Annotated in this window: 12 protein-coding genes; 5 read left to right on the forward strand and 7 right to left on the reverse strand. The window is 66.7% G+C overall.

All coding sequences use genetic code 11. The features are described from left to right. Positions 1-135: 135 nt before the first annotated feature. Positions 136-879, forward strand: coding sequence for an MSMEG_1198 family transcriptional regulator (locus GONAM_RS19985; RefSeq protein WP_006868566.1), 744 nt, complete (start codon positions 136-138; stop codon positions 877-879). Here GONAM_RS19985 and GONAM_RS19990 read toward each other — a convergent pair. Genes GONAM_RS19990 through GONAM_RS20005 form a run of 4 tightly spaced genes read right to left on the reverse strand, consistent with a single transcriptional unit; the run spans position 824 to position 6463 of the window. Beyond that, positions 824-1696, reverse strand: coding sequence for a hypothetical protein (locus GONAM_RS19990; protein ID WP_006868567.1), 873 nt, complete (start codon positions 1694-1696; stop codon positions 824-826). The two genes, GONAM_RS19985 and GONAM_RS19990, sit on opposite strands and share 56 nt — an antisense overlap. Beyond that, positions 1693-4122, reverse strand: coding sequence for a phosphoribosyltransferase (locus GONAM_RS19995; RefSeq protein ID WP_157159184.1), 2430 nt, complete (start codon positions 4120-4122; stop codon positions 1693-1695). The genes GONAM_RS19990 and GONAM_RS19995 overlap by 4 nt, the downstream gene beginning before the upstream one ends. Further along, positions 4119-5354 carry an HpcH/HpaI aldolase/citrate lyase family protein gene (locus tag GONAM_RS20000; protein WP_006868569.1) on the reverse strand — a complete coding sequence of 412 codons (1236 nt, stop codon included), beginning with the start codon at positions 5352-5354 and terminating at the stop codon, positions 4119-4121. Before GONAM_RS20000 ends, GONAM_RS19995 begins: the two co-directional genes overlap by 4 nt. Further along, a complete protein-coding gene (locus tag GONAM_RS20005) occupies positions 5351-6463 on the reverse strand; it encodes a hypothetical protein (protein ID WP_006868570.1) in 1113 nt (370 codons plus the stop codon). The genes GONAM_RS20000 and GONAM_RS20005 overlap by 4 nt, the downstream gene beginning before the upstream one ends. A 269-nt stretch (positions 6464-6732) precedes the next feature. Between GONAM_RS20005 and GONAM_RS20010 the strand changes: the two genes are divergently transcribed. The 3 genes from GONAM_RS20010 to GONAM_RS20020 are packed head-to-tail and all read left to right on the forward strand — an operon-like array spanning position 6733 to position 8848. Continuing rightward, positions 6733-7353: an AIM24 family protein gene (locus GONAM_RS20010; RefSeq protein ID WP_006868571.1), complete on the forward strand. Its 621-nt coding sequence runs from the start codon at positions 6733-6735 to the stop codon at positions 7351-7353. 14 nt (positions 7354-7367) lie between these two features. Then, a complete protein-coding gene (locus GONAM_RS20015; protein WP_006868572.1) occupies positions 7368-8087 on the forward strand; it encodes an AIM24 family protein in 720 nt (239 codons plus the stop codon). Then, complete coding sequence (locus tag GONAM_RS20020; protein ID WP_006868573.1) at positions 8084-8848, forward strand: AIM24 family protein; 765 nt, start codon at positions 8084-8086, stop codon at positions 8846-8848. The genes GONAM_RS20015 and GONAM_RS20020 overlap by 4 nt, the downstream gene beginning before the upstream one ends. A 113-nt stretch (positions 8849-8961) precedes the next feature. Here the strand turns inward: GONAM_RS20020 and GONAM_RS20025 are convergent, their stop codons facing one another. Both GONAM_RS20025 and GONAM_RS20030 read right to left on the reverse strand, forming a co-directional pair. Next, entirely contained in the window at positions 8962-10083 is a 1122-nt protein-coding gene (locus GONAM_RS20025; RefSeq protein WP_006868574.1) for a DUF475 domain-containing protein, read from the reverse strand. A gap of 140 nt (positions 10084-10223) precedes the next feature. Then, positions 10224-10799 carry a TerD family protein gene (locus tag GONAM_RS20030; protein WP_006868575.1) on the reverse strand — a complete coding sequence of 192 codons (576 nt, stop codon included), beginning with the start codon at positions 10797-10799 and terminating at the stop codon, positions 10224-10226. A gap of 339 nt (positions 10800-11138) precedes the next feature. On the opposite strand from GONAM_RS20030, the gene GONAM_RS20035 reads away from it, so the two are divergent. Next, positions 11139-13148, forward strand: a complete 2010-nt coding sequence (locus tag GONAM_RS20035; protein ID WP_006868576.1) for an aconitate hydratase — start codon at positions 11139-11141, stop codon at positions 13146-13148. 12 nt (positions 13149-13160) lie between these two features. Here GONAM_RS20035 and GONAM_RS20040 read toward each other — a convergent pair whose 3' ends face one another. Continuing rightward, positions 13161-13553 (reverse strand): hypothetical protein, encoded by a 393-nt coding sequence (locus GONAM_RS20040; RefSeq protein ID WP_245548648.1) that lies wholly within the window; start codon positions 13551-13553, stop codon positions 13161-13163. Positions 13554-13604: the final 51 nt, after the last annotated feature.

Here is a 13604-nt window from a genome sequence, read left to right on the forward strand (position 1 = left end):
TTGTCTAGAGTTACGAACATTTGTCGATAAGTCATGGTCTTTACGGCCTGACTAATAAGTATTCGAGCGATAATTAGCCCGAATGACTCCAATCAATGCGTGATCACGCACGAATGATCAATATCAGGCAAAATCATGCACGTGCCGAACCGACTGCGAGTGCTGGTTGCCTCCCCGCTCGGTCACGTCGTGGCAGGCCCCCTCCAGGGCGCACTCGAGCACGCCGTCGTCACGGTGGCGACGAGCGACGACGAGTTCACCCGCTCGGTTGCCGGCCACGTCCGGTTCGACGTTGTCATAGCGGACCTCATCTGGAACCGCCCCGATCTGGAATGGCGCTTCGACGGACTCGACGCCATCGACGCCCTGAACAAACACGACCGCCAGGCGCCGGTCATCCTCGCTACCCAGGGCCACGGGCTCGAGCTCGATCATCTCGACGAGGCGCGGTTGCGCGACGAGGTCGCCGGCGTCATCGCGAAATCCGACGGATTCGCGACCCTCATGAGTGCGGTGCGCGCGGTGGCGCTCGGTCAGGGACTCGGGGAGAAGCCGCGGCCGTCGCGTCGGAAGCCTTTGTACGAGTTGTTCACGGGGCAGCGGGGTCATACCGCGGGACGCCTGGCGGGCGCGATCGCCTCGGGCAACGCGTCCGATGGTGCGAGCCTGGCGCGCGCGGCCAAGGTCTCACCCAACACGGCGAACAAGGTGACGAGTCACTATCTCGGCCCGATCATCTGTGAGCGAGGCGAGGACCCGGCGTCCTCGGCGATGACGCAGGCAGCCGTCTACCGGTGGTGTGGTCTGCACGCGCGGTACCTGATCAGCTGGTGCCGACGGCACGGGCACTCGGACGTGCTGGGTCCGATGCCGGTCTGACCGAGCACCGGTCGTGGAACCATTCGAGGATCTCCACGCCGGCGAGAGCGCCGGTCGTGGTGGTGACGGTGAGCCCCGGCGTCGTCCACCCGAGCAGTTCCAGCTCGCCGTGGCGGGGCCGGATCGCCTGGTCGGCGAACTCGAGAAGGTCGGCGTCGAGCCACCCGTCGCCGGCCGCATACAGCTTTGCGTCCGCTGTGATCGCGCCGTCGTCGACGAGGCGCCGGCGTACTTCGGCGATCGCCGCGGACTTGGTGACCGACCGGGGCGTCGCGTAGATCTTGCGACCCTGCTGCGAGGCCGTCCACCCGTGCACCGCACACCAGTCCTGCCAGGCAGATAGGAACTCTTCCGGCTGGGCCGCCGCCTCGACGACGAGGTAGCAGAACAGCTCGTCGGCGACGCGCAACGACTTCACCCAGGAATCGTCGACGCGGGTGCGGAGCTCGGTCAGTACCTCGTCGAGCCCTGCGCCGGTCTCGGCCACTCCACGCTCGACCTGGTGACGCCACTCCGGGTCGTCGGTTCCGTCAACGAGGATTCGCCCGCCGTTGCTCGCCACGGCGTACCGAAACGGCGCACCGGGCAGAGCGATGCGCTCGTACTGAGCAGGCGTCCGGGTCGTCGTCGGGATCACCGGCACCCGGTCGGCGAGGCGGGAGAGGAGTTCGACGGCGGTCGTCGTCATGTACGACAGCGGGGCGTCGCGGTAGATCTCGACGCAGACGGTGTCGAGGGTTGCGAACTGTGCCTCGCCCATCGCCGGCTGCGAGTAGATCATTGTCCGGTCGAGGTCGGTGGCGACCAGAACGCTCACGCGTCCTCCTTGATCAGCCCGACACACGAGTAGGCAAGACCGGGTGAGACCTCCACCGGCACTCCGCGTTCGGCGGCGAGCAACCGGATGTGACGGTGTTCGGGCAGATTGTCGGCCCGGACCAGAACCCGCCACGGCACCCGACGCAGCAACACCCGGGTCGTCTCACCGACGCCGGGCTTGACCAGGTTGATCGACGACAGTCCGTAGTCGAGCTGGATCTGTTCGACCGAACGCCATCCCGACCAGGTCGGTGTCCGTTCCTCCGGGGACAGAGCGGCGAGCGTGGCGGCGACGCGGTCGGTGACGGCGGGGAACTCGGCGCTCACCGCGTCGAGAAGCCGGCCGGAGACGTCGAACTCGGCCAGCTGCCGATAGAACTTGGCTCCGTGGAAATCTCCCGGCCCGATGTGGTCGGCGTTGAGGACCGTACGCGACACCAGGCCGGACACGGTGGAGTTCAGGCATGCCGACGCGATGAGGAAGTCGTCGCGCGTGCCGAACAGGGTGGTGCAGGACCCGGGGTCGGCGAGTACCGCCAGCTCGTCATGCAGGGCCGGGCGGCCGGGCAGCCGCGCGTAGTCGGCCAGCGCCGCGGTGAGTTCGCGCTGGATCGCACCCTTGCCGGTCCATCCGTCGACGAAGACGACCGATTCGGCGGGGTGGCGTTTCACGATGTGATCCAGTGCAACCGTGTCGATCCCGCGGTCGCGCACGATGGAGATGGTGTAGTGCTGGGGCTCGATACCGTGGACCGCCTGCATCCACCGGCGGATCAGGATTCCGACGGGTGTCCCGGCTCGCGCGAGCGACACGAGTGTCGGGGATGAACTCCGTTCGGCGAGAATCAGTTCGGAGACGACGCCGACCGCCTCGGCGAGCCGCTGCGCCGACGACTCCAGCGTCGCCTGGAAGAGGTCCTGATACTCGCGACCCGGTTGGTACTCGATCGGCAGGGACTCGGCGTAATGCGCCTTGCCCGACTGGATTCGGCGTTCGCGCTCGTGCAGGTCGCCCTCGAGTGCGATGTCGGAGAGGTCCTTGAGCAGCCAGGTGACCTCGTCGGGTGCATAGGAGCCGAAATCGGGACCGCGGAGCGGGGGTGTGGACGTCACGGTTTTGACCGCCTGTCGTGATGCGCGGAGTTGCGCCTGGTCGGTTGCCGGGAGGATCGCCAGCGTGACGGGATGGCCGGCCGCGGTGAGCACGTCCAGGAGGCCGCCGGGGGCGCGGAGTTCAGGTGTGTCGGCCGGTGTGTCGACCACGACCACCACCTGCGGATCGGGCAGGGCGTCCGACGAGACGTTGTAGATGTAGCGCGGTGTCTCGGGATCGGATTCGGGTGCGAGGAAACGGAATCCCCGCCGCAGCGGGTAACCGGGCACGTCGTGCACCTGCGCGGGCGACCGGGTGGTCGTCTGGTAACCGGTCACGAAGCCACGCTGCTCGAGACCCTCGCCGATGCACAGCGGCGCGTACATCAGCTCCTCGTGTCCGACCACGACGACGGGCCGCTGCGAGTCGAGATGCTTTGCGATGGTCGAGGCGGCGGCCTCGGTCGCCTCTCGGAAGGGCCCCGCATCGGATCGTTCGAAACCGTGGCGGCCGCCGTCGGGTGTCCCCGCCGGCCAGTCGAGGTCGAGCGTGGTGACGTGCGCTCGTTTCCCCGCAACGGGATTGAGCGTGCCCGATGTCAGCCCCCACACGTCGTCGAGCAGAGTGGGTGGCAGCGTGACCGAACCGTGAGTCAGCGCGACGTAGGAGACCTCCACGCCGAGGTCGGCGGCGGCCTTCTCGCATTCGGCCCGCTGGTCGGGGCTGCGCATGTCGACGAGGGAGGCGACGACGAACCGTGTGCGCGGACGCGCCGCGACGATCGTCTCGATCGCGCCCAGTGCCGTGGTGCCGGTGGAGATCTCGTCGTCGACGAGGATCAGCGTCTCGTCCGGTGCGGCAGCGTCGAGGAAGCCCGGATCACTCGGTTGCAGCAGGTGGGTCGTGGCGTGGGAATGCCCCTCTTCGAACGTCCCCGACACGACCACGCCGGGCAGCTGGCGTCGCGTCGAATGCAGGTAACGGGATGCGGAGATCCGCTGGGCGACACAGTGGCCGAGGCCGGTCGCGGTCTCGGCGAAACCGAACACGATGGAGTTGCGCGCGGCGTCGGCGCCGATCTGCTCGATGATCGCCGCACCGAGGTCGTCGGCCGCGCCGCGAACGATGTGAGGGGGCGTGGGGATGTGCTTGCCGAGCACAGTCGAGACCAGTAGGTGGGCGCGCCGTTTGTTGTGTCGCAGACCGAGGACGACGAGGTCGCGCAGATGATGCCCGGCATATCCGGTGCCATCGGGCGCGACCTGCACGCCGAAGCGGGTGGTGACCCAGTCCGGTTCGCGGTCGTACGGCTCGTGGTTCACTGCGTTCACCGGGCCGCCGGTCCCGGAGCGGCGAGGGCGGTCAGAAGATCGACGAAACCGATGCCCTGGCGGGTCACGCCGAAAGCGGCGGCCCGGTCGATCACGCGCAGCGCCCAATTGCGATGCGGTTTCAGCTCGTTCATCTTGTTCCGATACGAGGATGCCCGGACACCGCCGGCTTCACCGGCGAGGATGTCGAGCGCATCGTGATACTCCTCGTGGGTAACCGCGGACAGCGCGTGCACGGCGGCGACGTGGGCCGGATGGATCACCGTCTTGCCGTGGAGGCCGTTGGCGCGGTCGAGCGAGATCTCACGCAACAGGCCGTCCATGTCCCTGCTGACCAGTTGCTGCCGGAAGTAGACGGCGTCGTTCTCGCGAAAAGGCGTGTGCCGCAACATCGGCTGGAACATGCGCTCGTGATCGGCGAAGTACTCCCACACCGGCCCGGTCACGACGAAGCCGGATTCGTCGGTGCGTCCGAGATGGTTGACGATGCCGGCGATCACGTCGGCGGCGACCCGGACGTCATAGATCGTGAGGTCGCGGTCGCGACGGATGCCGAAATAACCGCAGATGTCGGTGGCCCCGATACGAACGGCGAGTACGTTGGCGCGATGCGCGCTGAGGTGTGCGGCCAGGGCGGTGAGTTCGTCGTCGCGTGTCTCGCGGTGGACCACCGCGGCGGACTCCAGAACCGGCATGACCCAGAGGTGTTGACCCAGTAGCTCGCTCGCCTGGACGACGGCGGCGAGCGCCTCTTCGGCGTTGGTGGAGTCGAACTTCGGGACGACGAAACCGGTCAGCGCGGACGGAGTGTTCGCGCCTGAAGGGGTCTTGAGCGCCCTGGCGATGCGCAGGATGCGGTCGGCCGATCGCGGACGGACGAAGAGGAGCATCGGCGCGCCGGGATTCTCCCCGATGTCGCGCAGGGCTGCGACCGCGTGGTCGATGGCGTCCGCTTCGTCGTGATCGGCGACCGCGTCCTCGAGGTCGATGACCATGGAGATCACGCCCTCGGCCCGCCGCTTGCGGATGACCTCGACGAGATCGGGGCGGGTGGCGGGCACGTAGAGGGTGGCGCCGAGCGCGATCGCCAATCTCGGTGCGGGCCAGGTGCGATCGATCGCCTCCGGGTGCCGGAAGAACAGCTGCTCACGGGTGGCAGGCCCCAAATGATCGAAATGCCGGATTGTTCCGGGTTCGAGCCAGGTCTCGTCGTGGCTGGCCGTGGTGGTCATCGCGCGGCCACCTGTCCTCTCATCCGGGAAACGATCTCGCTGATCCGGTCGTCCACGGCTCGTAGCTGGGTCAGATATCCCCAATAGTCGGGGTGGACGCGATCGAGGTCCCCCTTCGCACGCTCGATCCGGTCGGCCTGAGCATCGAGTACGGAGCCCCATTCGTCAACCAGAGAATGGTTGACCGCGAAGAGTTGGGCGTCGCGGAGACGAAAGCGGACGCTGCGTTCGGCGTCCTGGGGGTCGGCACGCACCTCACGTAGGACCCGAAGCCGATCGAGGGCGGCATCGACGGCGGCCTCCGCGACGGACAGATCGTCGCGGGCGGCGTCGGCTTGGTCGATTGCCTGGTCGGGGGCATCGGCGAGCATCCCGCGCGCTGAGGAGATCGCCGTATCCGCATGGGCGAGACGCTCGTCGACGATGGCCTCGGTGCGCTCCAGGTCGGTGGAACAGTCCGCGCTGAACTCGCGGCGCAACGCCGAGAGCGTGTCGGGAACCTGTGTGCTGCGGGTCGCGATGGCGCTGCGTCGGGTTTCCACCGACCGGATGACCTGACGGGCGCGGTCGGCGAAGGCGGGCGCCTCGCGGAGCAGGCTCTCGAGCCGCTGTGCCGAGGTGATGACTGTCGCAGCTGCCGACTGCCGCTCGTGTAGAGCCGAACTCTGCTCGAAAACTCTCAAGGACCGGTCGAGTTCGTCGGTGGCCCTGGTGACCGATTGCAGCCGGCCGATCGCCGGACCGGCGTTCTCGAGGGCGGTCATCGCCCGATGCGAGGCGACGCGCGCCTCGTGGTCCTGAGCGTTCGCGGCCTGCACTGTGGCACGGGCGCGTCGGAGTGCACCCGCGTTTGCCTCGGCGAAGCCGCGCATCGACGCCGTGACCGCCCGGAGGGCCTCGGTGGTGCGGTCGTAGTCCTGCTGTCGGACGCGCGTGCCCTCGGGCGGGGAGACGAGATGGAGATAGTCGGCGGTCACCTGGGCGTGCTGATCGCGGATCGTCGACCAGGCACCGCGCAACTGGGAGCGAGGGTCGGTGGCGGCGACCACGGCGACCGCCGGATCGATGTCGGCGAGAACCGTTTCGGACTCCAGGAAGGCCGCTGTCATTTGTTCCGATGATGCAGGTGAGGCGGAATTCGTGCGTGAATCGTTGCCGAACCAACGACGTACGAAGTTTCCGGGCACGACACGATGCTATCGGCTAATTTCAACTCGGTATGAGGCCGGACCGATCGACTCGAGGCCGAGCTGATCAGTCGCCTCATGGCGGTGATGGATGCCGATCGGCGGTGGTGCCGTGATTCGGGGATGGCGTCGGGGAACACACGAGGGCGGCCGAGCGGCGGCCTCCCGGCGGCGCGAGAGAGGCACGTCGAATGCAGTTGGTACAACGATCCAAACGCGTGGTCGAGGCCAGGCTGAACAACACGTCGGTCCGCGCGATCAGCGGGTCGATGGTGGCCTACGAGGGGCAGGTCGCGTTCAAGTCGGCCGGTTTCGGCGGTGGCGACGGGGTGCTCGCCGGTCTCAAGCAGCGGGCTACCGGTGAGGCGTTGTCCCTCATGGAGGCCTCGGGCAACGGCATCGTCTACTTCGCCCACAACGCGGCCGAGACGACGATCATCGAACTCAACAACGAGACGCTGCAGGTCGAGTCCGAGCAGCTCATGGTGCTCAACGGGAACCTCCAGACGAATGTGACGTTCGCGGGTCTGCGCGGCGCGTCGTCGGGTCAGGGCCTGTTCACGACGACGGTCAGCGGTTACGGCCAGATCGCGTTGCTGTCCAACGGCGGACCGCTGATCCATCTCGAGGTGTCCCCGCAGTACCCACTGGTCGTCGACCCGGACGCATTCGTCTGTGCCCGTGGGCAATTGAATCAGTCTTTCGTCACGGACGTCTCGTGGCGCTCGGTAATGGGGCAGGGTAGCGGCGAGGCGTTCTCGTTGCGGTGGGACGGAACCGGTGTCGTGTCGATCCAGCCGGCCGAGCGGTGAGGGTGGGGTAGCGGATGTTCACCAAGGTCAACAGCAAGGTCGTCTCCGTCGACATCGGTCGCAGCGGCCCGATAGTCGCCCGTAAGGGCGCGATGCTCTTCTACAAGGGCAACGTCTTCTTCCAACCGCACCAGGTCGGCGGGGGAATGGGCGGCGGCATGCCGGGATTGGGTGCCGTGGGCGGCATGGCCGGCCGGATGCTCGCCGGCGAGCACGAGTCGACGATGATCGCGCAGGGCCAGGGCGAGGTGCACTACGGATTCCTCGGGATCGAGGTTCACGTCGTCGACCTGGGCGCGGTCGGCGGCACCATCCGCGTCGAGGCGTCTCGGCTGCTCGCGTACGGGGCCAACCTGCAGGCATCGGTGGTCTCTGTCGCCTCGCAGGGCGGCTCTGTCGGCGGTGGTGGCGGAGGCGGCGGCCTCTTCGGTGCCCTGCGGTCCGCGGCTGCCGGTGTCGTCACGGGCCAGGGCATGTTCACGACGCAGCTCTCCGGGCCGGGGCAGGCGGTGATCCTCGGTCACGGAGGCATTTTCGAACTCGAGGTGTCGCCGAACAAGCCGCCGGTGACCGTCGACCCGCAGGCCTTCGTCGGCTCCGCGGGACAGGTCAACACCAACCTGCGCTCGACCGTCAGCTGGCGCAATGTCGGCCGGACCGGCGGCGAGGCAATGCAATTGGAATGCTCCGGACAGGGCATCGTCTACGTGCAGGCATCGGAGGAGAAGCTGTGAGCCAACTCAACACCGTGTGGAATCCGATGACTCTGCCATCGGACGACAACGTCGCGGACAACAACTACTCGTTCTGCATCGACCTCACCCAGCCGTGGTTCATGTCCAAGGGCGCGATGATCGCCTACTACGGCCAGATGCAGTTCACCTCGCTCCAGCAAGGATTGCAGGGCCAGCTGCTGCAGATGGTGGCGCAGCAGTTCTCGGCCCCGCTGTACCTGGGCGACTACGTGGTGGCCGAGGGGCAGGGCAAGCTGATCATCGGTGACCGCGGTTACGACATCAACGCCTACGACCTCGAGGACGGCAACCTCACCATCCGTGCCTCGAATCTGCTGGCGTTCCAGCCGGATCTCTCGCTGAACCAGTCGATCGTGCCCGGCTTCCTCACCCTGATCGGCACCGGCAAGTTCCTGGCGTCGTCGAACGGGCCGGTCATGTTCGTCGAGCCACCCGTGCGCGTCGACCCCGAAGCGCTTGTCGGATGGTCGGATTGCCCGTCTCCGAGCCATCACTACGACCAGGCGTGGGTGAACAGCTTCATCGCGGCTGCCGGCCAGCGCTTCGGCATCAGCTCCGGAGAGGAACGACAGTTCGACTTCACCGGCGCCGGAACGGTTCTGGTGCAGTCGAGCGAGAAGGTGCGCGACGACTCGTCGGTCCTTCGCACTATCCAGGGCCAGCTGCCGGGACTCTCGGTGCCGGGCCTGCAGCAGATCAACCAGCAGATCACCCAGCAGCTCACGCAGCACCAGGGCTGAGCACGACCCATACGACAACTGCGCCGCAGACCCCCGAAAGGATCTGCGGCGCAGCTGTTTGCGGTGTCCCCGCTCCCTGAGGTGCGAGGAGCGCAGCGACGAGCCTCGAAGGGTCAGACGCCTACCGGCTCGGCCGCTTCCTTGCGCTTCCGCCGGACGATGCTCGACAACAGTGCCGCGATGATCAGGACCAGACCGACGAGGCCGGTGATGATCTCGGGCACGTGCGTGCCGATCGAGTACAGCAGGATGAGCGCCAGCGCGCCGATCGCCCAGTGCGCGCCGTGCTCGAGGTACTCGTACTCCGAGAGCGTGCCCTTGCGGACGAGGTACACGGTGAGCGAACGGACGAACATCGCGCCGATGAGGCCGAGGCCCAGCGCGATCAGGATCGGGTCGGCCGTGATGGCGAAGGCTCCGATCACACCGTCGAACGAGAACGAGGCATCCAGGACCTCCAGGTAGAGGAACAGGAAGAAGCCCGCCTTGCCGGTGGCCTTGGCCAGGTCGGTCGGACCCGAACGGCCGGTGGACTTCTCAGCCGACTCGTCGAGTCCCTCGACCTCTTCCTCGATCTCGACGTTGAAGAACTCACCGAGTCCGTTGACCAGGATGTAGGTGATCATGCCGAGCGAGCCGGCGATCATGACCGTCGACCGCTCGTCGGCCGGCGCGATGAACGTGGCGGTGAGCACCAGCAGACCGATCGCGATGACGACCTCGAGCATCTCCAGCTTGCCGATACGCTCGAGCGGGCGCTCGATCCAGGTCAGCCAGGTGAGTTCCTTCTCCTCGAAGAGGAAGCCGAGGAACAGCATCAGCAGGAACATGCCACCGAAGGCGGCGATCTGCGGATGGGCGTCGGTGATGATCGTCTCGTAGCTGGGGGAACCGTCGGCGAAGTAGGCGGCGTCGGCGGGCGGCGGGTTCAACGCGAGATCGAGCGCCTCAACCGGGTTGAGTCCGGATGCGAGCCACACGATGACCAGCGGGAACACCAGACGCATACCGAAGACGGCGATCAGGATGCCGATGGTGAGGAAGATCTTCTGCCAGAACTCGCTCATCCTGCGGAGCACGGTCGCATTGATGACCGCGTTGTCGAAGGAGAGCGTGACCTCGAAGATGCCGAGGATCGCGGTGAGGATCAGCGCTTCGACGCCGCCGTAGAGGAACGCGACGACCAGCGCCACGATCGTTATGACGAAGGAGAGGCCGAAAATTCTTACTACCACTGGATTGTGGCCTTTCTAGGGAGCAGATGGACTGGCCGACAGCTTCGTCGGACGGTGGTCACGACACACGGATGCCGCACCCGCTGAAACAGGGGGTGCGGCATCCATGAAGCTGACGGGCAGCCGGGTCGACGAGAATGTCAGACGTTCACGCCGAAGTCGCGGGCGATACCCGCGAGCCCCGATGCGTAGCCCTGGCCGACAGCGCGGAACTTCCACTCCGAACCGTGGCGGTACAGCTCACCGAAGACCATCGCGGTCTCGGTGGAGGCGTCCTCGGTGAGGTCGTAGCGGGCGATCTCGGCGCCGTTGGCGCGGTTCACGACGCGGATGAAGGCGTTGCGGACCTGACCGAACGACTGCGAACGCGCGTCGGCGTCGTAGATCGAGACGGGGAAGACGATGGAATCGACCTCCGGCGGGGTGGCCGCCAGGTCGACGTTGATCGACTCGTCGTCGCCCTCGCCCTCACCGGTCAGGTTGTCGCCGGTGTGCTCGATCGAGCCGTCGGGGGAGCGCAGGTTGTTGAAGAAGACGAAGTGCTGATCGGAGAGCACCTTCTTGTTGGCGCCGAGTGCGATCGCGCTGGCGTCCAGGTCGAAGTCGGCGCCGGTGGTGGTGCGGATGTCCCAGCCGAGACCGACGGACACTGCGGTGAGTCCCGGGGCCTCCTTGGTCAGCGAGACATTTCCGCCCTTGCTCAGGCTCACGCCCATGAGATTGTGCCTTTCTGTTGGTACGTGGTCTGTCGATGTCCGGTACACCCGTTGTTCGGCCGTACGGAGCAACGTCAACACTCTATGCGAAGGGTGTGTCGTGGTCACTGAGTCGGATGGATGACCTGCGGGTTCCCGGTTTCCGGACCCACCCGAGGAGTCGTTCGGCGCACGCACGTCGACGCGACCCTGGCGTCCGCCGACCATCGCTGGGACCATGGGGATCAGTCCGAGCGAGAGCGCCTGGCGCGTCACCGCGTCGACGACGCGGACAGGTTCTGACTCCGGTTCAGCCACGAGCCATGAATGGCTCGGGCGTGAGCCGATCAGGAGTGTGCGATGCCCGCCCAGAACGTTGCCCGGAAGCTCATCGAAGCCCACCTCGAGGCCGGGGACATGACGCCCGGTGAAGAGATCGCGATCCGCATCGATCAGACCCTCACCCAGGACGCCACCGGCACGCTGGTGATGCAGGAACTGGAATCGCTGGGTCTCGACCGCGCCCGCACCGAGGTGAGCGTCCAGTACGTCGACCACAACCTGCTGCAGACCGACGAGAAGAACGCCGAGGATCACGAGTACCTGCGCACCGCGTGCGAACGCTTCGGCCTCTGGTTCTCCAAGCCCGGCAACGGCGTCTCCCATCCCACTCACATGCAGCGGTTCGGCGTCCCCGGCAAGACGATGGTCGGTTCCGACTCCCACACGCCTGCCGCCGGATCACTCGGGATGCTCGCGATCGGGGTCGGCGGACTCGAAGTGGCACTGGCCATCACGGGTCGCCCGCTGAACATCCGTATGCCCGAGATCTGGGGCGTCCGGCTGGAAGGCGAACTGCCGCCGTGGTGTTCGGCCAAGGACGTGATCCTCGAGATGCTCCGGCGCCACGACGTGAAGGGTGCCGTGAACCGCATCATCGAGTACCACGGTCCCGGCTTGGCGAGTCTGACGGCGATGGATCGCCACGTGATCGCGAACATGGGTGCCGAACTCGGGGCCACGACGACGGTGTTCCCCAGCGACGACGCGGTGCGCGAGTTCCTGCGCGCAGAGGGCCGCGAAGACGACTGGACCGAGCTGGTCGCCGACGACGGCGCGAGCTATGACGCCGAGGAGACCATCGACCTCTCCGAGATCGTCCCGTTGATCGCGAAGCCGTCCTCGCCGGGCGACGTCGTGCCGGTCAGCGAGGTCGCGGGCGAGGAGATCTCGCAGGTGGTCATCGGGTCGAGCGCCAACCCCGGTCTCCGCGACTTCGCGATCGCCGCAGCGATGGTGGCGGGGAGGCAGACGTCGTCGAGTGTCAGCTTCGACATCAACCCGACCTCGCGCGAGATCCTCACCGACCTCACCAAGATGGGCGCCACGACCAACCTGGTCATCAGCGGTGCACGTATCCACCAGGCCGGTTGTATGGGTTGCATCGGCATGGGACAGGCACCCGCGACCGGCCAGAACTCCTTGCGCACCATGCCGCGTAACTTCCCCGGGCGGTCGGGCACCAAGGACGACAAGGTGTGGTTGTGCTCGCCGGAGACCGCGGCAGCATCGGCGCTGACCGGCGTGATCACCGATCCCCGCGAGTGGGCTGCCGACAACGATGTCTCCTACCCGGAACTCGGCCTGCCCGAGGAGCACTCGATCAACACCGCGATGTTGGTCCCGCCGCTACCGCCGGAGGAGGCGACGAAGGTCGAACCGGTGAAGGGGCCCAACATCTCCGACCTGCCGGATCTCGACGCCCTGCCCGACGTCGTCGAGGCGCCGGTGCTGTTGAAGGTCGGCGACAACATCTCCACCGACGACATCTCGCCGGCAGGTGCGAAAGCGTTGCCGTACCGGTCGAACATCCCCAAGCTCGCCGAGTTCTGCTTCACGCGGATCGACGACACCTACACCGAGAGAGCACGATCCGCCGACACCGGGCACATCATCATCGGCGGTGACAACTACGGGCAGGGCTCGTCACGCGAGCATGCGGCGATCGCGCCGCGCCACCTCGGCCTGCGGGTGGTGATCGCCAAGTCGTTCGCACGCATCCACTGGCAGAATCTCGCGAACTTCGGTGTGCTGGCAGTCGAATTCACCGATCCCGCCGACTACGACGCCGTCGACCAGGACGACACCCTGCGGCTGGAGAACCTGCGCGACGCGCTCGGCACCGACGACGTGCTCACCGTCCGCAACGTCACCAAGGACCGCAAAATCGAGGTCCGACATCGACTCTCGAAGCGTCAGGTCTCGGATGTCCTGGCCGGGGGCCTCATCCCGCGGCTCGCCGCCGAGGAGCATCCGGATGAACATCGTGCCGAGGAGACGGTGCTGCAGGACAGCGGTGAGATCAGCTGACCCGGGGTGCGATCAGCGCACGAAGCCGGTGAGCTGATAGGTCTCCGGCGGACCGGTGATCGAGGAGTAGAGCGAGACCTGGGTGAACGCACCCTTCTTCGGAGCGAAGAGCCAGATCCCGACCGGGTACTTCGCGACCTTCCCGGCCGCACAGTTCGGCTCGCACAGCTTGCGGTTCTCGGTACCGAAGCCGACGGCGAAGGCGTCGGTCCACGCCAGCCAGGTGATGTCGGAGACGATGACTCCCACATCGGCGCAGAAGATCGACGAGAGGGTGCGTGGTTGAACCAGTTTCGCGCCGTCGCAGCCGCCCACCACGGTCGCGGCCGGCGTGGGTGACGGTGCGGCGGCCGCGGTTCCACCCCCGGATAGACCGAGCATCACCACGACACCCGAGACAGCCACTGCACACAAGCCCTGATCAGTTTCGAAGCCATCCCGGTCGTCTCCTCGTCG

Origin of the sequence: Gordonia namibiensis NBRC 108229, assembly GCF_000298235.1 — a bacterium.
GTDB classification, from domain to species: Bacteria; Actinomycetota; Actinomycetes; order Mycobacteriales; family Mycobacteriaceae; genus Gordonia; species Gordonia namibiensis.

Excerpts from the sequence above, each read along its gene's own strand:
- GONAM_RS19985 (WP_006868566.1), top strand. The coding sequence starts at position 136 with ATGCACGTGCCGAACCGACTGCGAGTGCTGGTTGCCTCCCCGCTCGGT.
- GONAM_RS20000 (WP_006868569.1), bottom strand. The coding sequence starts at position 5,354 with ATGACCACCACGGCCAGCCACGACGAGACCTGGCTCGAACCCGGAACA.
- GONAM_RS20005 (WP_006868570.1), bottom strand. The coding sequence starts at position 6,463 with ATGACAGCGGCCTTCCTGGAGTCCGAAACGGTTCTCGCCGACATCGAT.
- GONAM_RS20010 (WP_006868571.1), top strand. The coding sequence starts at position 6,733 with ATGCAGTTGGTACAACGATCCAAACGCGTGGTCGAGGCCAGGCTGAAC.
- GONAM_RS20015 (WP_006868572.1), top strand. The coding sequence starts at position 7,368 with ATGTTCACCAAGGTCAACAGCAAGGTCGTCTCCGTCGACATCGGTCGC.
- GONAM_RS20030 (WP_006868575.1), bottom strand. The coding sequence starts at position 10,799 with ATGGGCGTGAGCCTGAGCAAGGGCGGAAATGTCTCGCTGACCAAGGAG.
- GONAM_RS20035 (WP_006868576.1), top strand. The coding sequence starts at position 11,139 with ATGCCCGCCCAGAACGTTGCCCGGAAGCTCATCGAAGCCCACCTCGAG.